General features: G+C 57.9%; 18 protein-coding genes and 1 tRNA gene. 10 read left to right on the top strand and 9 right to left on the bottom strand.

Going from position 1 to position 15,485, the window contains the following annotated elements; all coding sequences use genetic code 11:
* The first annotated feature begins 81 nt into the window (after positions 1-81).
* The 5 genes from ACR0DJ_RS13000 (at position 82) to ACR0DJ_RS12980 (ending at position 4,071) form a co-directional block, all read left to right on the top strand.
* Complete coding sequence (locus ACR0DJ_RS13000; protein WP_480685250.1) at positions 82-1,032, top strand: MBL fold metallo-hydrolase; 951 nt, start codon at positions 82-84, stop codon at positions 1,030-1,032.
* Positions 1,033-1,167: 135 nt separating this feature from the next.
* Positions 1,168-2,778: an FAD-dependent oxidoreductase gene (locus ACR0DJ_RS12995; protein ID WP_425080197.1), complete on the top strand. Its 1,611-nt coding sequence runs from the start codon at positions 1,168-1,170 to the stop codon at positions 2,776-2,778.
* Positions 2,779-2,783: 5 nt separating this feature from the next.
* Positions 2,784-2,981, top strand: a complete 198-nt coding sequence (locus tag ACR0DJ_RS12990) for a DUF2783 domain-containing protein (protein WP_170344766.1) — start codon at positions 2,784-2,786, stop codon at positions 2,979-2,981.
* Positions 2,982-2,992: 11 nt separating this feature from the next.
* The gene (gene maiA, locus ACR0DJ_RS12985) at positions 2,993-3,631 is read left to right on the top strand and encodes a maleylacetoacetate isomerase (RefSeq protein WP_170344765.1); all 639 of its coding nucleotides are present in this window, start codon (positions 2,993-2,995) and stop codon (positions 3,629-3,631) included.
* Between the two features lie 86 nt (positions 3,632-3,717).
* Positions 3,718-4,071 carry a DOPA 4,5-dioxygenase family protein gene (locus ACR0DJ_RS12980; RefSeq protein WP_425080198.1) on the top strand — a complete coding sequence of 118 codons (354 nt, stop codon included), beginning with the start codon at positions 3,718-3,720 and terminating at the stop codon, positions 4,069-4,071.
* Here the strand turns inward: ACR0DJ_RS12980 and ACR0DJ_RS12975 are convergent.
* A complete protein-coding gene (locus ACR0DJ_RS12975) occupies positions 4,050-5,678 on the bottom strand; it encodes an acyl-CoA synthetase (RefSeq protein WP_425080199.1) in 1,629 nt (542 codons plus the stop codon). The two genes, ACR0DJ_RS12980 and ACR0DJ_RS12975, sit on opposite strands and share 22 nt — an antisense overlap.
* Before the next feature lie 221 nt (positions 5,679-5,899).
* Between ACR0DJ_RS12975 and ACR0DJ_RS12970 the strand changes: the two genes are divergently transcribed.
* Positions 5,900-7,291 (top strand): aminotransferase family protein, encoded by a 1,392-nt coding sequence (locus ACR0DJ_RS12970; protein WP_152457003.1) that lies wholly within the window; start codon positions 5,900-5,902, stop codon positions 7,289-7,291.
* A gap of 96 nt (positions 7,292-7,387) precedes the next feature.
* On the opposite strand, the gene ACR0DJ_RS12965 is transcribed toward ACR0DJ_RS12970, so the two are convergent.
* The 6 genes from ACR0DJ_RS12965 to ACR0DJ_RS12940 form a co-directional block, all read right to left on the bottom strand.
* Positions 7,388-7,978: a YeeE/YedE thiosulfate transporter family protein gene (locus ACR0DJ_RS12965; protein ID WP_170344762.1), complete on the bottom strand. Its 591-nt coding sequence runs from the start codon at positions 7,976-7,978 to the stop codon at positions 7,388-7,390.
* 4 nt (positions 7,979-7,982) lie between these two features.
* Positions 7,983-8,531: a YeeE/YedE thiosulfate transporter family protein gene (locus ACR0DJ_RS12960; RefSeq protein ID WP_480685248.1), complete on the bottom strand. Its 549-nt coding sequence runs from the start codon at positions 8,529-8,531 to the stop codon at positions 7,983-7,985.
* 226 nt (positions 8,532-8,757) lie between these two features.
* Positions 8,758-9,123 (bottom strand): 50S ribosomal protein L20, encoded by a 366-nt coding sequence (gene rplT / locus ACR0DJ_RS12955; RefSeq protein ID WP_170344760.1) that lies wholly within the window; start codon positions 9,121-9,123, stop codon positions 8,758-8,760.
* 14 nt (positions 9,124-9,137) lie between these two features.
* Positions 9,138-9,338, bottom strand: coding sequence for a 50S ribosomal protein L35 (gene rpmI / locus ACR0DJ_RS12950; protein WP_010443552.1), 201 nt, complete (start codon positions 9,336-9,338; stop codon positions 9,138-9,140).
* Positions 9,339-9,521: 183 nt separating this feature from the next.
* The gene (locus ACR0DJ_RS12945; RefSeq protein WP_170344759.1) at positions 9,522-11,072 is read right to left on the bottom strand and encodes an alanine/glycine:cation symporter family protein; all 1,551 of its coding nucleotides are present in this window, start codon (positions 11,070-11,072) and stop codon (positions 9,522-9,524) included.
* A 13-nt stretch (positions 11,073-11,085) separates the two neighbouring features.
* On the bottom strand, positions 11,086-11,523 hold the full coding sequence (locus ACR0DJ_RS12940) for a universal stress protein (RefSeq protein WP_170344758.1): 438 nt from the start codon (positions 11,521-11,523) through the stop codon (positions 11,086-11,088).
* A 197-nt stretch (positions 11,524-11,720) separates the two neighbouring features.
* On the opposite strand from ACR0DJ_RS12940, the gene ACR0DJ_RS12935 reads away from it, so the two are divergent.
* Positions 11,721-12,182 (top strand): Lrp/AsnC family transcriptional regulator, encoded by a 462-nt coding sequence (locus ACR0DJ_RS12935; RefSeq protein WP_174818381.1) that lies wholly within the window; start codon positions 11,721-11,723, stop codon positions 12,180-12,182.
* 12 nt (positions 12,183-12,194) lie between these two features.
* On the opposite strand, the gene pyk is transcribed toward ACR0DJ_RS12935, so the two are convergent.
* Positions 12,195-13,640 (bottom strand): pyruvate kinase, encoded by a 1,446-nt coding sequence (gene pyk, locus ACR0DJ_RS12930; RefSeq protein WP_170344757.1) that lies wholly within the window; start codon positions 13,638-13,640, stop codon positions 12,195-12,197.
* Between the two features lie 142 nt (positions 13,641-13,782).
* On the opposite strand from pyk, the gene ACR0DJ_RS12925 reads away from it, so the two are divergent.
* The 3 genes from ACR0DJ_RS12925 (at position 13,783) to ACR0DJ_RS12915 (ending at position 15,249) form a co-directional block, all read left to right on the top strand.
* Positions 13,783-14,520 (top strand): N-formylglutamate amidohydrolase, encoded by a 738-nt coding sequence (locus ACR0DJ_RS12925; protein ID WP_425080201.1) that lies wholly within the window; start codon positions 13,783-13,785, stop codon positions 14,518-14,520.
* Positions 14,521-14,607: 87 nt separating this feature from the next.
* Entirely contained in the window at positions 14,608-14,847 is a 240-nt protein-coding gene (locus ACR0DJ_RS12920; protein WP_152456995.1) for a DUF6868 family protein, read from the top strand.
* Positions 14,848-14,934: 87 nt separating this feature from the next.
* Positions 14,935-15,249: a DUF1244 domain-containing protein gene (locus ACR0DJ_RS12915; protein WP_480685246.1), complete on the top strand. Its 315-nt coding sequence runs from the start codon at positions 14,935-14,937 to the stop codon at positions 15,247-15,249.
* Between the two features lie 137 nt (positions 15,250-15,386).
* Here the strand turns inward: ACR0DJ_RS12915 and ACR0DJ_RS12910 are convergent.
* A tRNA-Met gene (locus ACR0DJ_RS12910) sits at positions 15,387-15,463 on the bottom strand.
* Positions 15,464-15,485: the final 22 nt, after the last annotated feature.

Genomic DNA, 15,485 nt, shown 5'->3' with positions numbered 1-15,485 from the left:
TGATCTTCATTTTTTCCAAATACTCCCGCCGGAGGCATCCAACCTCTGCCTTCCGCGCAACCGCAAAAGGACAAAACCAAGATGGCCAAAGCATTCGCGTCCCAGGGGGACATGTCGGAAAAAAAGATCAGCTTCACTGAAGTCGGAGAAGGGCTCTATGCCTTTACCGCCGAAGGCGACCCGAACTCGGGTGTGATCATCGGTGACGACAGCGTGATGATCGTCGAGGCGCAGGCGACTCCGCGTCTGGCAAACAAGGTGATCGAATGCGTGCGTTCCGTCACCGACAAACCGATCACGCATGTGGCCCTGACCCACTACCACGCAGTACGTGTTCTGGGCGCAAGCGCGTTCGGCGCGCAGCAGATCCTGATGTCGGACATGGCCCGCGCCATGGTCGTCGAGCGGGGTCAGGAAGACTGGGACAGCGAATTCCAGCGCTTCCCGCGCCTGTTCGAAGGGCATGAAAGCATCCCCGGCCTGACCTGGCCCACCACCACCTTCAGCGATACGATGACGGTGTATCTGGGCAACCGCCGGATCGACCTGATGCATCTGGGTCGCGCGCATACGGCAGGCGACATCGTCATCCATGTGCCGGATCAGAACGTTATGTTCACCGGCGATATCGTCGAATATCACTCGGCCTGCTATTGCGGCGATGGTCATTTCAGCGACTGGAGTGACACGCTGGACGAGATCAAGTGGTTCGATGTCGACGCCATTGCACCGGGGCGCGGCGATGCGCTGGTCGGCAAGGATATGGTGAATGCGGCCATCGAGAACACCCGCGATTTTGTCGAAAGCACATACCGGCCGGCGGCGAAGGTCGCGGCGCGCGGCGGCTCCCTGAAAGAGGCCTGGGACGCAGTCCGCGCTGAATGTGACCCCAAATTTGCCGATTACGCGATCTACGAGCACTGCCTGCCGTTCAACGTGGCCCGCGCCTATGACGAAGCGCGCGGCATTGACACGCCCCGCATCTGGACCGCCCAGCGCGACCTCGAGATGTGGGAAGCGCTGCAAGGCTGACGAAAAACGGTCGAGTTTGATCCAGATCGTTTTGTGCGGCGGGATTCGATGAAACCATAATCTAAGACCTCCGGCGCCCGTCGCCGGGGGACAGGACATGCAGCACATCGGTGCATCTGTTTTGGGGGGGAGCCCATGAACAAGATCTTTGAAACGCCGCTTTACGGATATGAACGCAGCCCGGATCAGGACAGACCGACGCCCGTCAGGCACAAGGTCATCGTGATCGGTGCAGGGCCGGTTGGTCTGGCCGCCGCCATCGACCTGGCCCAGCAAGGGGTCGAAGTTGTGGTTCTAGACGAAAATGACAAGGTCAGCTTTGGCAGCCGCGCCATCTGTTTTTCCCAACGCACGCTGGAAATTGCAGACCGGCTGGGCTGCGGCCAGCGATTGGTCGACAAAGGCGTTCTATGGGACCGCGGCAAGGTCTTTTTCGATGATCGTCAGGTCTATGAATTCAACCTGCAACCGGACGAAGGTTACGCCAACCCGGCCTTCATCAACTTGCAGCAATACCATTTTGAAAACTTCTTTGTGGAACGCGTGCGCGAGTTGCAGGCAGACGGCGCACCGATCGAGATTCGCGGGCGCAACAAGGTTGATGCAATCGGTACGCACGAAGATCACGTTCGGCTGGAGGTCGAAACCCCCGAAGGCCCTTACACACTCGAGGCCGAGTGGCTGATCGCCTGCGATGGTGCCGCGTCGCCCACCCGGCGGATGCTGGGCATCGATTTCGAAGGGCGTGTTTTCGAAGACAATTTCCTGATCGCGGACGTGATCATGGATGCCGATTTCCCCTCGGAACGCTGGTTCTGGTTTGACCCTCCGTTCAATCGCGGGCAATCCGCGCTTTTGCACAAACAGCCCGACAATGTCTGGCGTATCGACCTGCAACTGGGTTGGGACATCGACAAGGAACGCGAAAAGCGCCCCGAGAATGTGATCCCGCGCCTCAAGGCGATGCTGGGCGACGACGTCGAGTTTCAGCTGGAGTGGGTCTCGATTTATACCTTCCAGTGCCGCCGCATGGAAAGCTTCCGCAAAGGACGGGTCCTTTTCGCAGGCGACAGCGCGCATCAGGTCAGCCCCTTTGGCGCGCGCGGCGCCAATTCCGGCCTGCAAGACACTGACAACCTGTGCTGGAAACTGAAACTGGTGCTGGATGGGAAAGCCCCCGAAAGCCTGCTGGACAGCTACGACGCGGAACGCGTGCACGGGGCTGATGAGAACATCCAGAAATCCAGCCGGTCCACCGATTTCATTACTCCGAAATCCGAAATGTCGCGGGTTCTGCGGGATGCGGTTCTGGACCTGAGCGAGCAGTACGAGTTTGCCCGTCCGTTGGTGAATTCAGGACGCCTGAGTCAACCTTGCACCTATGACGGCTCGACCCTGAATTCTGCCGACGCGCTGGATGGCCCAGCCGAGACGCGCCCCGGCTCGGCCTGCCCGGACGCGCCGCTGGGTGATGCGTTCCTGTTGCCCAAACTGGCAGGCAAATTCACCCTTCTGACGATTGACGCGGATGCCCCGGAGGTGCTGGAAGAAGACGGGGTCGAGGTCACGCGGTTGGCGCTGTCGGTCAAGGATGATCTGACCCTGGCGCTGAAACGTCGCTATCTGGGCGACGCAACCAGCGCCGTTTATCTGATCCGCCCCGATCAGCACGTGGCGGCGCGGCGGGACAGCTATGAAGAAAACAGTTTCCGCCATGCGATCCGCAGAGCCTGCGGCAAGGAGTAAGCGCGATGTCTGACCTGATCCTATCCCCGAATATCGACGATGCCGACGACTTCTATGCCGAGCTGCTGGCCGCGCATGAAGGGCTTGATAAAGCCGACAGTGACGCGCTGAACGCCCGGCTGGTTCTGGTGCTGGCCAATCACATCGGCGACAAGGCGGTGTTGTCTGACGCCATTCGCGCCGCCACCCTGGCCGACAAGTGACGGATTCGAATGTGAGCAAAACCGTCCTTTATGACTATTGGCGCTCCTCGGCCAGCTATCGGGTGCGGATCGCCCTGAATCTGGCCGGAATCGACTATCGCGCGGTTGTCGTCGACCTGGTGGATGGCGAACACAAGGGCGATGCACATATTGCCCGAAACCCACAAGGGTTCGTTCCGGTTCTGGATATTGACGGGCTGCGGCTGACGCAATCTCTGGCCATTCTCGACTATCTGGACAAGACACGTGAATTGAACCTTCTGCCCGACGATGCAGCAGGGCGCGCGCGCGTGCAGGCGCTGGCCTATGCGATTGCGGTGGACATTCACCCTGTTTGCAACCTTTCAGTTGCACGTCATGCGACCGCCCTCAGCAAAGACCCATCCGACATGCCCGGAGAGTGGATGCGGCACTTCATCCGGCCGGGGTTGCAGGCCTTCGAGACCATGTTGGGTGAGTTTGAACAAACCCCCTATTGCGTCGGTTCACAGCCCGGCCTCGCCGACATCTGCCTGATCCCGCAGATCTACAATGCGCGCCGGTGGAAGGTCGACTTGTCGGACATGCCGCGTCTGCTGGGTGTCGAAAAGGCCTGCGCCGGTCACTCGGCATTTGTCGCGGCGCATCCTGACAGGCACGCACCCCAATAAGCTTGCACAGGCCCTGTGTGCCTGTGTGCCTAGGCGTCTGGCCCGATCGGACTTAGCTTTGTTTCATCAAAGCAAAAGAGGTTCTGATGCCCCAGATCACCGGATACCACGCCCATGTCTATTTTGACGCCGACACGCAGAACACGGCACAACAGGTCTGCGAAGAGGCCGCCCGTCTGTTCCCCGTGCGGATGGGACGCATGCATAGCCGCAATGTCGGCCCCCACCCGCGCTGGAGCTGCCAGTTGAGCTTTGCGGCTGATGCCTTCGACCAGGTCACACCGTGGTTGATGCTGAACCGGAGGGGCCTTACGGTATTCACCCACCCGGAAACCGGCGACCATCTGGCCGATCACCGCGATCGCGCGATTTGGATGGGTGAAATGCTGGATCTGGACCTGTCGGTCTTTGATACGCTTCAGCCCAGCGCCCGCGCCTGATCCCGCAGAACGAATTTCTGCACCTTGCCGGTTGACGTTTTCGGCAGGGTGCCAAACACCACGGTCTTGGGCGCTTTGAAATGGGCCATGTTGTCCCGGCAAAAGGCAATCAGCTCTGCCTCGGTCGCGGTTGCGTCAGGCTTCAGCTCGACAAAGGCGCAGGGGGTTTCGCCCCATTTCTCGTCTGGCCGGGCCACAACCGCCGCTTCCATGACTGCCGGGTGTTTGTAGAGGATACCCTCGACCTCGACGGACGAGATATTCTCGCCGCCTGAAATGATGATGTCCTTGGACCGGTCTTTGAGCGCGATATAGCCATCCGGATGCATGACGCCCAAATCGCCGGATGCAAACCAGCCGCCCTTGAAGGCCCCATCGGTGGCATCAGGGTTCTTGAGATACCCTTTCATCACCACGTTGCCCTGCATAAAGATCTCGCCCATGGTTTCGCCATCCGCGGGCACGGGCTCCATCGTTTCGGGATCGGCCACCATCAGACCAGACAGCGCCGTATACCGCACGCCCTGCCTTACTTTCAGGGCAGCACGGTCTTCGGGTCCCTTGTCGTTCCATTCATCCTTCCAGGCACAAACGACCGAAGGCCCATAGGTCTCGGTCAGGCCATAAACGTGCGTGACTTCGACCCCCATCGCCTCCATCGCTTCGATCACGGCGGCCGGCGGCGGAGCGCCCGCGGTCATCACCTTGATCTGATGGTCAAAGTCCTTCAGTTCATCCGGCGCGTGGGCCAACATGTTCAAAACGATGGGAGCGCCACAGAAATGGGTGACTTTCTCATCCCGGAATGCCGCATAGATCGGCTCGGCGCGCACGGCGCGCAGACAGACGGACACGCCCGCATTGGCGGCCATGGCCCAGGGGAAGCACCAGCCATTGCAGTGAAACATCGGCAAGGTCCACAGATAGATCGAATGCTTGGGCATATCCCAGTCCAGCAAATCCGATTGTGCATTCAGGGTGGCGCCGCGGTGGTGATAGACCACGCCCTTGGGATTGCCCGTTGTGCCGGACGTATAGTTCAGCGTGATCGCGTCCCATTCATCCTCGGGCAGTGACCAGTCAAATTCCGGGTCTCCCTCTGAAATCAGGGCGTCATAGGTCAGGCTGCCCAGCCTTTCACCGCCTTCAAAGCTGGGATCCTCGATGTCGATTACCAGAATGTCATGATCAACCTGCTCCAGCGCCTCTTTCACGACACCGGAAAACTCGGGGTCAACCAACAACGCCTTGGCTTCGGCGTGGTTCAGGATGAAAGCGACTATCGGCGCATCCAGGCGCGTGTTGATGGCGTTCAATACGGCGCCCGCCATGGGCACACCAAAATGCGCTTCGTACAGTTCGGGGATGTTTGCAGCGATAACTGATACGGTATCACCCTTTCCGATACCCCGCGCATTCAGGGCACCTGCCAGCCGGCGGCACCGGGCATAGGTTTCAGCCCAGGTATACCGCCGCTCGCCATAAACGACCGACGGGTAATCGGGATAAACCTGCGCCGTGCGCTCGATGAACGAGAGGGGCGACAAGGGTGTGTAATTCGCCCGGCATTTGTCCAAATGACGCTCATAGATATTGGTCGCTGCCAACTGCTGATCCTCCCTGCACTCGATTTGCGCGACTTGAGCACAAACTTGGTGCTCTGACAAATCCGTAGTATTACGATGCCCTAATTGACTGGCAATACGGGATGGTGCGATCTGGCCCTACTTAGATCCGGCCATTCGCGGTGATCTGAAGCATCTTAAACATATGCCGGGGCACACCATTTCCGCACCCCGTGCACCGCACCTCACTGAAAGGACTTGTCATGGACGGCACGTTCAACGAAAACGATCTTTCCCGCGTGGTCGAGGCCGACCGCGCCCATATCTGGCATCATCTGATCCAGCACAAACCCTTTGAAACCAATGACCCCCGCATCATTGTCGAAGGCAAGGGCATGCGCGTCTGGGACCAGAAAGGCAAAGAGCATCTGGATGCGGTTTCCGGCGGTGTCTGGACCGTCAACGTCGGCTATGGCCGCGAATCGATCTGCAAGGCCGTTTACGACCAGCTGATGAAGCTGTGCTATTTCGCCAATTCGGCCGGCTCGATCCCCGGCGCGATCTTTGCCGAGCAACTGATCGACAAGATGCCCGGCATGAGCCGCGTGTATTACACCAACTCAGGGAGCGAGGCGAACGAGAAAGCCTTCAAGATGGTGCGCCAGATCGCGCACAAGAAGTACGGCGGCAAAAAGACCAAGATTCTGTATCGTGACCGCGATTATCACGGCTCGACGCTGGCAACCATGTCGGCAGGCGGTCAGGACGAGCGCACCGCACAATACGGCCCCTTTGCACCTGATTTCGTGCGCGTGCCCCACTGCATGGAATATCGCAAGCACGAACTGGACGGTGCCCCCGAAGAGAATTTCGGCGAATGGGCGGCAGACCAGATCGAACAGGTCATCCTGCGCGAAGGCCCCGACACCGTTGGCGCGCTGTGCCTTGAGCCGGTGACCGCAGGTGGCGGCGTGATCGAAGCGCCCGAGGGTTACTGGCAGCGCGTGCAGGAGATCTGCAAGAAATACGACGTGCTGCTGCATATCGACGAGGTTGTCTGCGGCGTGGGCCGCACCGGCACATGGTTCGGTTATCAGCAATACGGCATCAAGCCGGATTTCGTGACCATGGCCAAGGGCGTGGCCTCGGGCTATGCCGCGATTGCCTGCATGGTCACCACCGAGGAGGTCTTTGACATGTTCAAGGATGATGCTTCGGACCCGATGAGCTATTTCCGCGACATCTCGACCTTTGGTGGCTGCACTGCCGGTCCGGCTGCTGCGATCGAAAACATGCGCATCATCGAGGATGAAAACCTGCTGGGCAATTGCGCGGCCATGGGTGACCGCATGATGGGCAACCTTCAGGCACTGATGGAAAAGCACAAGGTCATCGGCGACGTGCGCGGCAAGGGCCTGTTCCTGGGTGCCGAGCTGGTTGCAGACCGTGCCAGCAAAGAGCCTGTGGACGAGAAACTGGCACAGGCGGTAGTGGCCGACTGTATGAACCAGGGCGTGATCATCGGTGTCACAAACCGCTCGATCCCAAGCCGCAACAACACGCTTTGCTTCTCGCCCGCCCTGATCGCGACGGCGGATGACATCGACCAGATCACCGACGCTGTGGATGGCGCGCTGGGGCGTGTGTTCGGGTAAGTTCGCCAAACTTGGCAAGTAAAACTGAAACCGGCGCATTTCGCGCCGGTTTTTTTGTCGGGTGTCCGGTCTTGAATCTGTACGGCCCCGTCGCGGTTATTCGGCCGCAACGCCAACTTTTTCGTCCGTTCCGATCAAGCTGTCCGGCAGAATGAATGCAACCAGAACGAAAACGGCCCCCAGAGCGATACCGAGAATGTCGCCAGATACTGACAAGACGCCCTCGTAAGCTGACCCCGGAACTGTACCGAGGGTAACTTTGCCACCCGCAATTCCATCGAGAAGGCCCGTGGCCTTCCAGGCCGGATATGTCGCCATATAGGCCGCGGCCCCGAGCAGACCTCCGAAGATGAAGAACAAGGCGTCACGGCGACCCGAGGCCGCTGCGCAAACCCCTGTTCCTGGGCAGTACCCCGATGCAGCCCAGCCCGCACCCAGCAACAACCCGCCGATGAAGACGCCGACATATGCCGACTTCACCGACATGTGGCCGACATCCACAAAACCAAGCATCTGCCCGCCAAACATCAGGATCGAACCGGTTCCGATTGCAAGGAGGATAGTTTTCATCAAGTGGAGCCGCCGCAGCGTCAACATGCCGACAATCCAATTTGGGTTTGCCGCGCCGACCCGGTCGAGAACGGCTCCGAAAGCGGCACCAATGATGATCGCAAGAATGATTTCCATCGCCTTATCCTTTCCGATAGACCAGCATTGCTGTGGGAATTGCCGCCGCAAATGCCCCAGCTGCAAAGATATATCCGGACAGTGCCGTCTGCATCATGCCGGACATCATGTGACCGGATGTGCACCCTCCGGCCAACCTGGCCCCATACAGAACGACGAAGCCGCCCAGAAGCGCGACCGCGTATCGGGCCCAAGGGGTATTGCCATAGTTTTCGCGCCAGACCTTGGGCAGCTTGCTTTCTTCGGGTTCCAGACCGCCACGGGCCCTGACCGACAAGAATGCCCCCACAGCCATCGCCAGAACGAAGACAAAGCTGTAGTTCAACGGATTGGATACGTGTTTGGCGTATTTTCCATTGGATTTCGCCAAGTAGGCATTGGTTGAACTGTAGCCGTCATCCGTCTGAGTTACGAATTCCGGATTGACGGCATCCGCGATGATCCCGTCGAGAATGACGAATTGGGTCGAAACACCGATTGGCTTGACCAGAAGAACGGCTCCGAAGAACACGAGCCCCAGCAGCACACCTCCAATTTTCCAGTTTAGTGTCATGATTTCACCTTTCCCCTAAACATTCAAAAAATCATATACATCATCTTGGAGTAATAACTGCATGATCTAGATCAAACCGCGCATGCATGAAGAATGTTGGGCAAACGTCGATGCGACAAGGCGGGATCATTCTGGTCCAACAAGCGCACGGATTACGCCGCTGGCCACAAGAAAAAGGCCGCCCCAAAATGGGACGGCCTTTCTTTCACTGTCTCTCGAAAGAGGATCAGGCTGTCAGAGCAGCCTGAGCTTTGGCGACGATCGCGCCGAACGCTTCCGGTTCGTGCACGGCCAGGTCGGCCAGAACTTTGCGGTCCACTTCGATACCGGCCAGGTTCAGGCCGTTGATGAAGCGGGAATATGTCAGTGCTTCGTCATGCGAACGCACAGCAGCGTTGATCCGCTGGATCCACAGTGCGCGGAAGTTGCGCTTGCGGTTCTTACGGTCGCGGGTTGCATACTGGTTGGCCTTGTCGACGGCCTGACGGGCAACCTTGAAGGTGTTCTTGCGGCGGCCATAGTAACCTTTGGCGGCCTTGATGACCTTCTTGTGACGGGCGTGAGTTACGGTTCCACCTTTAACGCGGGACATGTCTTAATCTCCTCTTAGCGGTCGTAGGGCATGTAGCCCTTGACGATCTTGGCGTCGGGGGCGGACAGGGTGGTGTTGCCACGGGCGTCGCGGATGAATTTCTTGGTCCGCTTGATCATGCCGTGACGTTTGCCGGCCTGGCCAGCAAGGACCTTACCGGTCGCAGTCACCTTGAAGCGCTTCTTGGCGCTCGACTTTGTCTTCATCTTAGGCATTTCCGTCTCCTTTTTCGGGTTCGGTTCCAGACGCGACTCGGCATGCCATCTCGGCCGGTCACGCGATCAGAAGCGCCGTTTACGCAAGTTCGGTCATACTGGCAAGGGGGTTTGGATCAGATTCTGCGCTTTTTGCAGGCTGATCGGGCACTGGGGCGACAGAAGTCGCCCCAGTGATTGGATTTAGTGTTCGAATTTGCGGATTTCACCGGTTTTCAAACGCTCGGAGTACGAGGCCAGCTCCTGACGCACCACTTTCATCAGGAAGTAGAGCGCAAAGACGTTGACCACCGCCATCGCAAAGATCGCCGCATCCGAGAAGTCGATGACCGGGCCAAGGTTGGCTGCGGCGCCGATGACGACGAAGATGCAGAAGATGATCTTGAAGATCAGCTCTTTGGTGTGGCCCTCACCGAACAGGTAGGTCCAGGCCTTGAGGCCATAGTAGGACCAGCTGATCATGGTCGAGAAGGCAAACAGAATCACCGCAACCGCCAGGATATACGGGAAGAAACCGAATGCGCTGCCGAAGGCGGCAGAGGTCAGGCTGACACCCGAGTTGCCGTCCACAGTGGCAATCGCCGTACCGGCCTCATTCAGCATGTAGTTGCCGGTTTCCGGATCGATGATCAATTGCTGGGTGATGATGATGACCAGAGCGGTCATTGTGCAGATCACCACGGTGTCGATGAACGGTTCCAGCAAGGAAACGAAGCCTTCGGTGATCGGCTCCTTGGTCCGAACAGCCGAGTGTGCAATCGCTGCCGAGCCAACACCCGCTTCGTTCGAAAACGCCGCACGTTTGAAGCCCTGGATCAGCGCGCCGACCATGCCGCCTGCAACACCCAGACCGGTGAAGGCGCCGGCGAAGATCTGGCCAAAGGCCCAGCCGATCATATCCGCATTCATCAGGATGATGACCAGAGCAGTCAGAACATAGAGAACGCCCATGAACGGTACGACCTTTTCAGTCACCCGTGCGATGGACTTCAGGCCGCCGACGATGACCATGAAAACAACCGCTGCAAAGACCAGCCCGGTAATCCAGCCCGGATAATCGCCCACGATGCCTGCGATCTGCTGATGCGCCTGATTGGCCTGGAACATGTTGCCCCCACCCAGCGCGCCAAGGATACAGAAGATCGAGAACAAAACCGCAAGGATCTTGCCACCCGGCAAGCCCAATTCGTTGAACCCTTTGGACATATAGTACATCGGGCCACCCGAAACGGTGCCATCTTCGTACTCGTTGCGGTATTTCACACCCAGCGTACATTCGGTGAATTTCGACGCCATCCCCAGAAGACCCGCCAGGATCATCCAGAAGGTTGCACCCGGTCCGCCGATGCCGACGGCAACAGCGACACCCGCGATATTCCCCAGGCCGACTGTGCCCGAAAGCGCCGTGGCCAGAGCCTGAAAGTGGCTGACCTCGCCTGCATCGTTGGGGTCGGAATAGTCACCTTTGACAAGACTGATTGCGTGACTGAAGAACCGCATCTGCACAAAAGCAAAGTACAGAGTGAAGACCGTCGCAGCGATGACCAGCCACATCACGATCCACGGGAAGCTGGTCCCGGGGAATGGTGCGAAGATGAAGCTGACGAATGGGCCGGTCAGGTCAGCGAAAGCCTGGTTGATTTTTTCATCAAGCCCCGGAGCATCTTGCGCAAAGGCAGGGCTGGCGACAATAGCGGCGGCCGTTGAGGCGCCGAGTTGTTTAAGCATTCTCATTTTGTCCCTCCCTTCAGTTCACAACCGTGACCGGAACATCGGCATGCATCACAAGGTTCTGGGTCGAACTGCCGAAGATACGTTTCTTGATCCCGTCTGCCGAAGACCGGCCGACAACGATCTGCGAGCCGCCCATTTCCATTGTAATGGCGTTCAAGGTCTCCGCCACGTCGCCATGACGAACAACACCCTGCGCTTCGAAACCAGCCTCTCTGAGGGCCTCAACGGCAGGCGTCACGATACGCGACGTTGCCAGATCAACCTCTTCTTCCCTTCGCTTGTGACGCTGCGCGTTTTCTTCCGGTGTCTGAAAGGTGTAAGGGGACCATTCGATCACATAAGCGACCACCAGTTCACACGAGCCGATCAACCTTGCCAAATCCTTGGCAAAGGCAATCACGCGCTCACCGGTCTCTGTCCCGTCGAGTCCTATGACAATCTTTGTTGTCATGTCGTTCCTCCATTTTTTTCATTTGGCCGGGGCCCGTGCCCCCGGCAGGGCAGCCGGAACTTGGAACTTTCAATAAGACCGCCCTTTGGTAAGTATCAGGAATTTTCACTAGGAATTGGGGATTTTTTTGGCCTATACTCAGTGTAAATTATCGTTCTGCACTAAAAAAACAGGAAGATTTACTGATTAGTAGAGAATTGGACAATATCGATCAGCGCATCCTGCACGAGCTTGAAGCCAATGGCCGGCTCTCAATAGTTGAGCTTGCGGCGCGCGTAAACCTTACAAACACGCCCTGTTCCGAACGCGTGAAACGGCTGGAAAAGAACGGCTATATCAAGGGCTACAGCGCCATCGTCGACAAAGAGAGAATGGGGCTGGCCCTTCTGACCGTCGTACAGGTGTCGCTGACCGCAACGGCCGAGCAATCCCTGGATAAATTCAACGAGGCCGTACGCGATGTGCCGGAAATCGAAAGCTGCCTGATGGTGGCGGGGTCGTTCGATTACCTGCTGACTGTCCGCACCCGCGATATCGCGCATTTCCGGATGATACTGGGTGAGAAAATCAACAAGCTGCCCGGGATTCACCAAACCAGCTCTTTCACGGTCATGGAAGCCGTGAAAGAGCCTGTTGGCCAACGGGTGTCAGGGCTTTGATACCCGTTCTGATTATTCGGGATCCGTGCTGTAGATCAGTCGCTCGTCACACGGGGCCACGCGCAGAATGTTGGTCGTGCCCGGCACGTTGAACGGCACGCCGGCAGTGACAACAATCTGATCGGTCTCGGTTGCAAATCCCCCTGCCCTTGCGGCGCGCGCTGCGTTTACAACCGCGCTTTTGAACCGTTCAAGCTCGGGCGTCATGACGCAGTTGCAACCCCAGGTCAGGCAAAGTCTGCGCGCCGTTCCCATCAGCGACGTCATTGCGATAATCGGAACACCGGGACGTTCGCGCGCGGTCAATGCGGCTGTCGTGCCACTTTGCGTAAAACAGCAGATCGCCTTGATTTCGGTTTTCTCGGCTATTTCGCGCGCCGCGGCAACGATCCCGTCCGCAACGGTGGTTCCCTTGGCGGTACGCGAGGCGGCGATGATCTGCGTATATGTCGGGTCGGCTTCGACTTCGATGGCAACCTTGTTCATCGTCTGCACCGCTTCGATCGGATAGGCACCGGCTGCCGATTCCGCGCTGAGCATGATGGCATCCGTTCCCTCGTAGATCGCCGTCGCAACGTCCGACACTTCGGCACGGGTCGGCATCGGGCTTTCGATCATGCTTTCCAGCATCTGGGTGGCGACGATGACGGGTTTGGCTGCCCCACGGCATTTTCGAACCAGGCGTTTCTGGATCGGAGGCACGGCAGATACAGGCAGTTCCACACCCAGGTCGCCGCGGGCCACCATGATCCCGTCCGACGCATCAAGGATGTCGTCAAACGCCTCTACTGCCGCAGGTTTTTCAATCTTGGACAGAATCGCCGCGCGGCCATCGGCCAGCGCGCGCGCCTCGAAAACGTCCTTGGCGCGCTGCACGAAGCTCAGCGCCAACCAGTCCACACCCAGTTGGCAGACAAACTCCAGATCATCTCGGTCCTTGGCCGACAAAGCCGCCAGCGGCAGCACCACGTCAGGAACGTTGACGCCCTTGCGGTTCGAGATCGTGCCACCCACCTCAACCACGCAATTTGCATAATCCTGTCCGCAGTCCTGAACGATCAGACGGATCTTGCCATCATTCACCAGCAGGCGCGCGCCCGGTTCCAGCGCCGCAAAGATCTCGGGATGCGGCAGGCAGACCCGGTTGACGTCGCCAGCATCAGTGTTGAGGTCGAGCCGGAAAGCTGCACCTTCTTCCAGTTCCTCGGCCTCGTTGGCAAAGACACCAACGCGCAGCTTGGGCCCCTGAAGGTCGGCCAGAATGGCAATCGGGCTGTCCAGGTCCTTTTCCACCTGCCGAATGATTTTGTGCCGTTCGCGGATCTCATCATGGCTGCCATGGCTCATGTTCAGACGAAAGACATCCGCACCAGCCTCGTGCAGGGCACGAATCGTGTCATAGTCATTTGACGCTGGCCCCAGCGTCGCCACGATTTTCACATTTCTCAGGCGTCGCATTAGCAAAGACCTCCTTACGTCATCTCAGGTTTGCAGATCAGCTTCCGCAAAATGTTACCGCAAACATCATTTCGGTGCTTATTGCGCAATTCCCTTTTCAAAGCAACTGCCCTACACCTGCGGCAAACTAGATGACAGGCTCATGACATACACTCCGTTTTTCGTCCACGGTGCGGATCGCCCGTCGCGCTGGCTGATCACATGCGACCACGCAACCAATACTGTTCCCCCAGACGTAAATGGCGGCGACCTCGGTCTGCCACGCGAGGATATGGAACGCCACATCGCCTATGATGTCGGCGCGTATGAGGTGTCGAAACACTTGGGTGAGATCCTGAACGCGCCGGTGATTGCCGCCAACTTCTCGCGGTTGGTCATCGACCCGAACCGGGGTGAAGACGATCCGACGCTGTTGATGAAGCTCTATGACGGGTCAATCATCCCGGGAAATCGCCATGCAGATGATGCCGAACGCGAACGTCGCCTGAATATGTGTTACCGCCCCTACCACGAGGCACTGGCGCAAATGGCGGCCCTGCCCCATGCGGTGATCGTTTCGATGCATTCCTTCACCCGCCAACTGCGCGGTCGTGAACCGCGCCCATGGCATATTGGCGTGCTGCACACCTTGGACCAGCGGTTCTCGCGCCCTCTGATCGAAAGGCTTCAGGCCGAGGATGATCTGTGCGTTGGCGTCAACGAGCCGTATACCGGAATATTGCCGGGGGATGCGATCGACAAACACTGTACCGCGTTCGGACGCCCAAACGCACTGATCGAGCTGCGCAACGACTTGATCGCAGACCATGCGGGGCAAAGGGAATGGGCCGAGCGATTGGCTCCGATCCTGGAAGATGCATTGGAAGCCAGCGACCTTTGACCGCAAGTCTTTCGCGTGCTTTACCGCGCATCACGCTGTTGTGAGCACGGCCTTCATTCCCCATATAAACTGGGAAAGGGGGTCATCATGACACAAGAGTTTTTGACGACGTTTTTTGGTTGGATGGCCGTGCTCAATATAGCGGTGCTTCTGTTTACCACCCTGATGGTTCTGCTATTGCAGGATTGGATTGCCGACATTCACGGCAGGATGTTTCGGATGGAACGCCCCGACGTGAAACGCGCCTATTTCAGGTATCTTGCGAACTACAAAATCCTGACGCTGGTTTTCTGCATCGTGCCGTGGCTGGCATTGAAACTGATGTGAAAAGGCGCTTCGGCACGTCTGATTCTTGTAACGGGTCCACTGGATTGTTAGGTCAGAAGCAACTCAATCGCCATCCGGAGCCACTTCATGGACAAGCAAACCGAAATTGAACTTCAGGCTGCCGCATTTCGCCGGTTGCAAAAGCACCTGATGGAAGACCGCACGGACGTTCAGAACATCGACATGATGAACCTCGCCGGGTTTTGCCGCAACTGTCTGTCGCGCTGGTATCAGGAAGCGGCAAACGAAAAGGGAATCGAACTGGGCAAGGATGAAGCCCGCGAGATTTTCTACGGCATGACGATGGACGAATGGAAGTCGAAGTACCAAACCGAGGCTAGCCCCGAGAAACAGGCGGCCTTCAAGGTTGCGTTCGAAGAAAACGTCGGCAGGAAAGACTGACTGGGGTGCCCCTGTTGCGCATTCATCACAGGGTGAATTGCGTCCTAATGCTTCCACAGCGCTTCCAGTTGTGTTGGCACAAATGGAGACACCGCCGTGAGGCGGTGCGTAACATACTGTTTTATGTTTGTATTTTTTGGTTGCGGGAGTAGGATTTGAACCTACGACCTTCAGGTTATGAGCCTGACGAGCTACCGGGCTGCTCCATCCCGCGACACTTTGGTGGTCTACCGCCT

This window comes from Ruegeria sp. BF10, assembly GCF_056538725.1.
The sequence above is the reverse complement of the archived record's forward strand: the minus strand, read 5'-3'. Positions and strand labels throughout refer to the sequence as shown.

Excerpts from the sequence above, each read along its gene's own strand:
- ACR0DJ_RS12995 (WP_425080197.1), top strand. The coding sequence starts at position 1,168 with ATGAACAAGATCTTTGAAACGCCGCTTTACGGATATGAACGCAGCCCG.
- ACR0DJ_RS12940 (WP_170344758.1), bottom strand. The coding sequence starts at position 11,523 with ATGACAACAAAGATTGTCATAGGACTCGACGGGACAGAGACCGGTGAG.
- ACR0DJ_RS12960 (WP_480685248.1), bottom strand. The coding sequence starts at position 8,531 with ATGACACTAAACTGGAAAATTGGAGGTGTGCTGCTGGGGCTCGTGTTC.
- rplT (WP_170344760.1), bottom strand. The coding sequence starts at position 9,123 with ATGTCCCGCGTTAAAGGTGGAACCGTAACTCACGCCCGTCACAAGAAG.
- ACR0DJ_RS13000 (WP_480685250.1), top strand. The coding sequence starts at position 82 with ATGGCCAAAGCATTCGCGTCCCAGGGGGACATGTCGGAAAAAAAGATC.
- ACR0DJ_RS12925 (WP_425080201.1), top strand. The coding sequence starts at position 13,783 with ATGACATACACTCCGTTTTTCGTCCACGGTGCGGATCGCCCGTCGCGC.
- ACR0DJ_RS12980 (WP_425080198.1), top strand. The coding sequence starts at position 3,718 with ATGCCCCAGATCACCGGATACCACGCCCATGTCTATTTTGACGCCGAC.
- ACR0DJ_RS12965 (WP_170344762.1), bottom strand. The coding sequence starts at position 7,978 with ATGGAAATCATTCTTGCGATCATCATTGGTGCCGCTTTCGGAGCCGTT.
- rpmI (WP_010443552.1), bottom strand. The coding sequence starts at position 9,338 with ATGCCTAAGATGAAGACAAAGTCGAGCGCCAAGAAGCGCTTCAAGGTG.
- ACR0DJ_RS12970 (WP_152457003.1), top strand. The coding sequence starts at position 5,900 with ATGGACGGCACGTTCAACGAAAACGATCTTTCCCGCGTGGTCGAGGCC.
- ACR0DJ_RS12945 (WP_170344759.1), bottom strand. The coding sequence starts at position 11,072 with ATGAGAATGCTTAAACAACTCGGCGCCTCAACGGCCGCCGCTATTGTC.
- ACR0DJ_RS12990 (WP_170344766.1), top strand. The coding sequence starts at position 2,784 with ATGTCTGACCTGATCCTATCCCCGAATATCGACGATGCCGACGACTTC.
- pyk (WP_170344757.1), bottom strand. The coding sequence starts at position 13,640 with ATGCGACGCCTGAGAAATGTGAAAATCGTGGCGACGCTGGGGCCAGCG.
- ACR0DJ_RS12920 (WP_152456995.1), top strand. The coding sequence starts at position 14,608 with ATGACACAAGAGTTTTTGACGACGTTTTTTGGTTGGATGGCCGTGCTC.
- ACR0DJ_RS12915 (WP_480685246.1), top strand. The coding sequence starts at position 14,935 with ATGGACAAGCAAACCGAAATTGAACTTCAGGCTGCCGCATTTCGCCGG.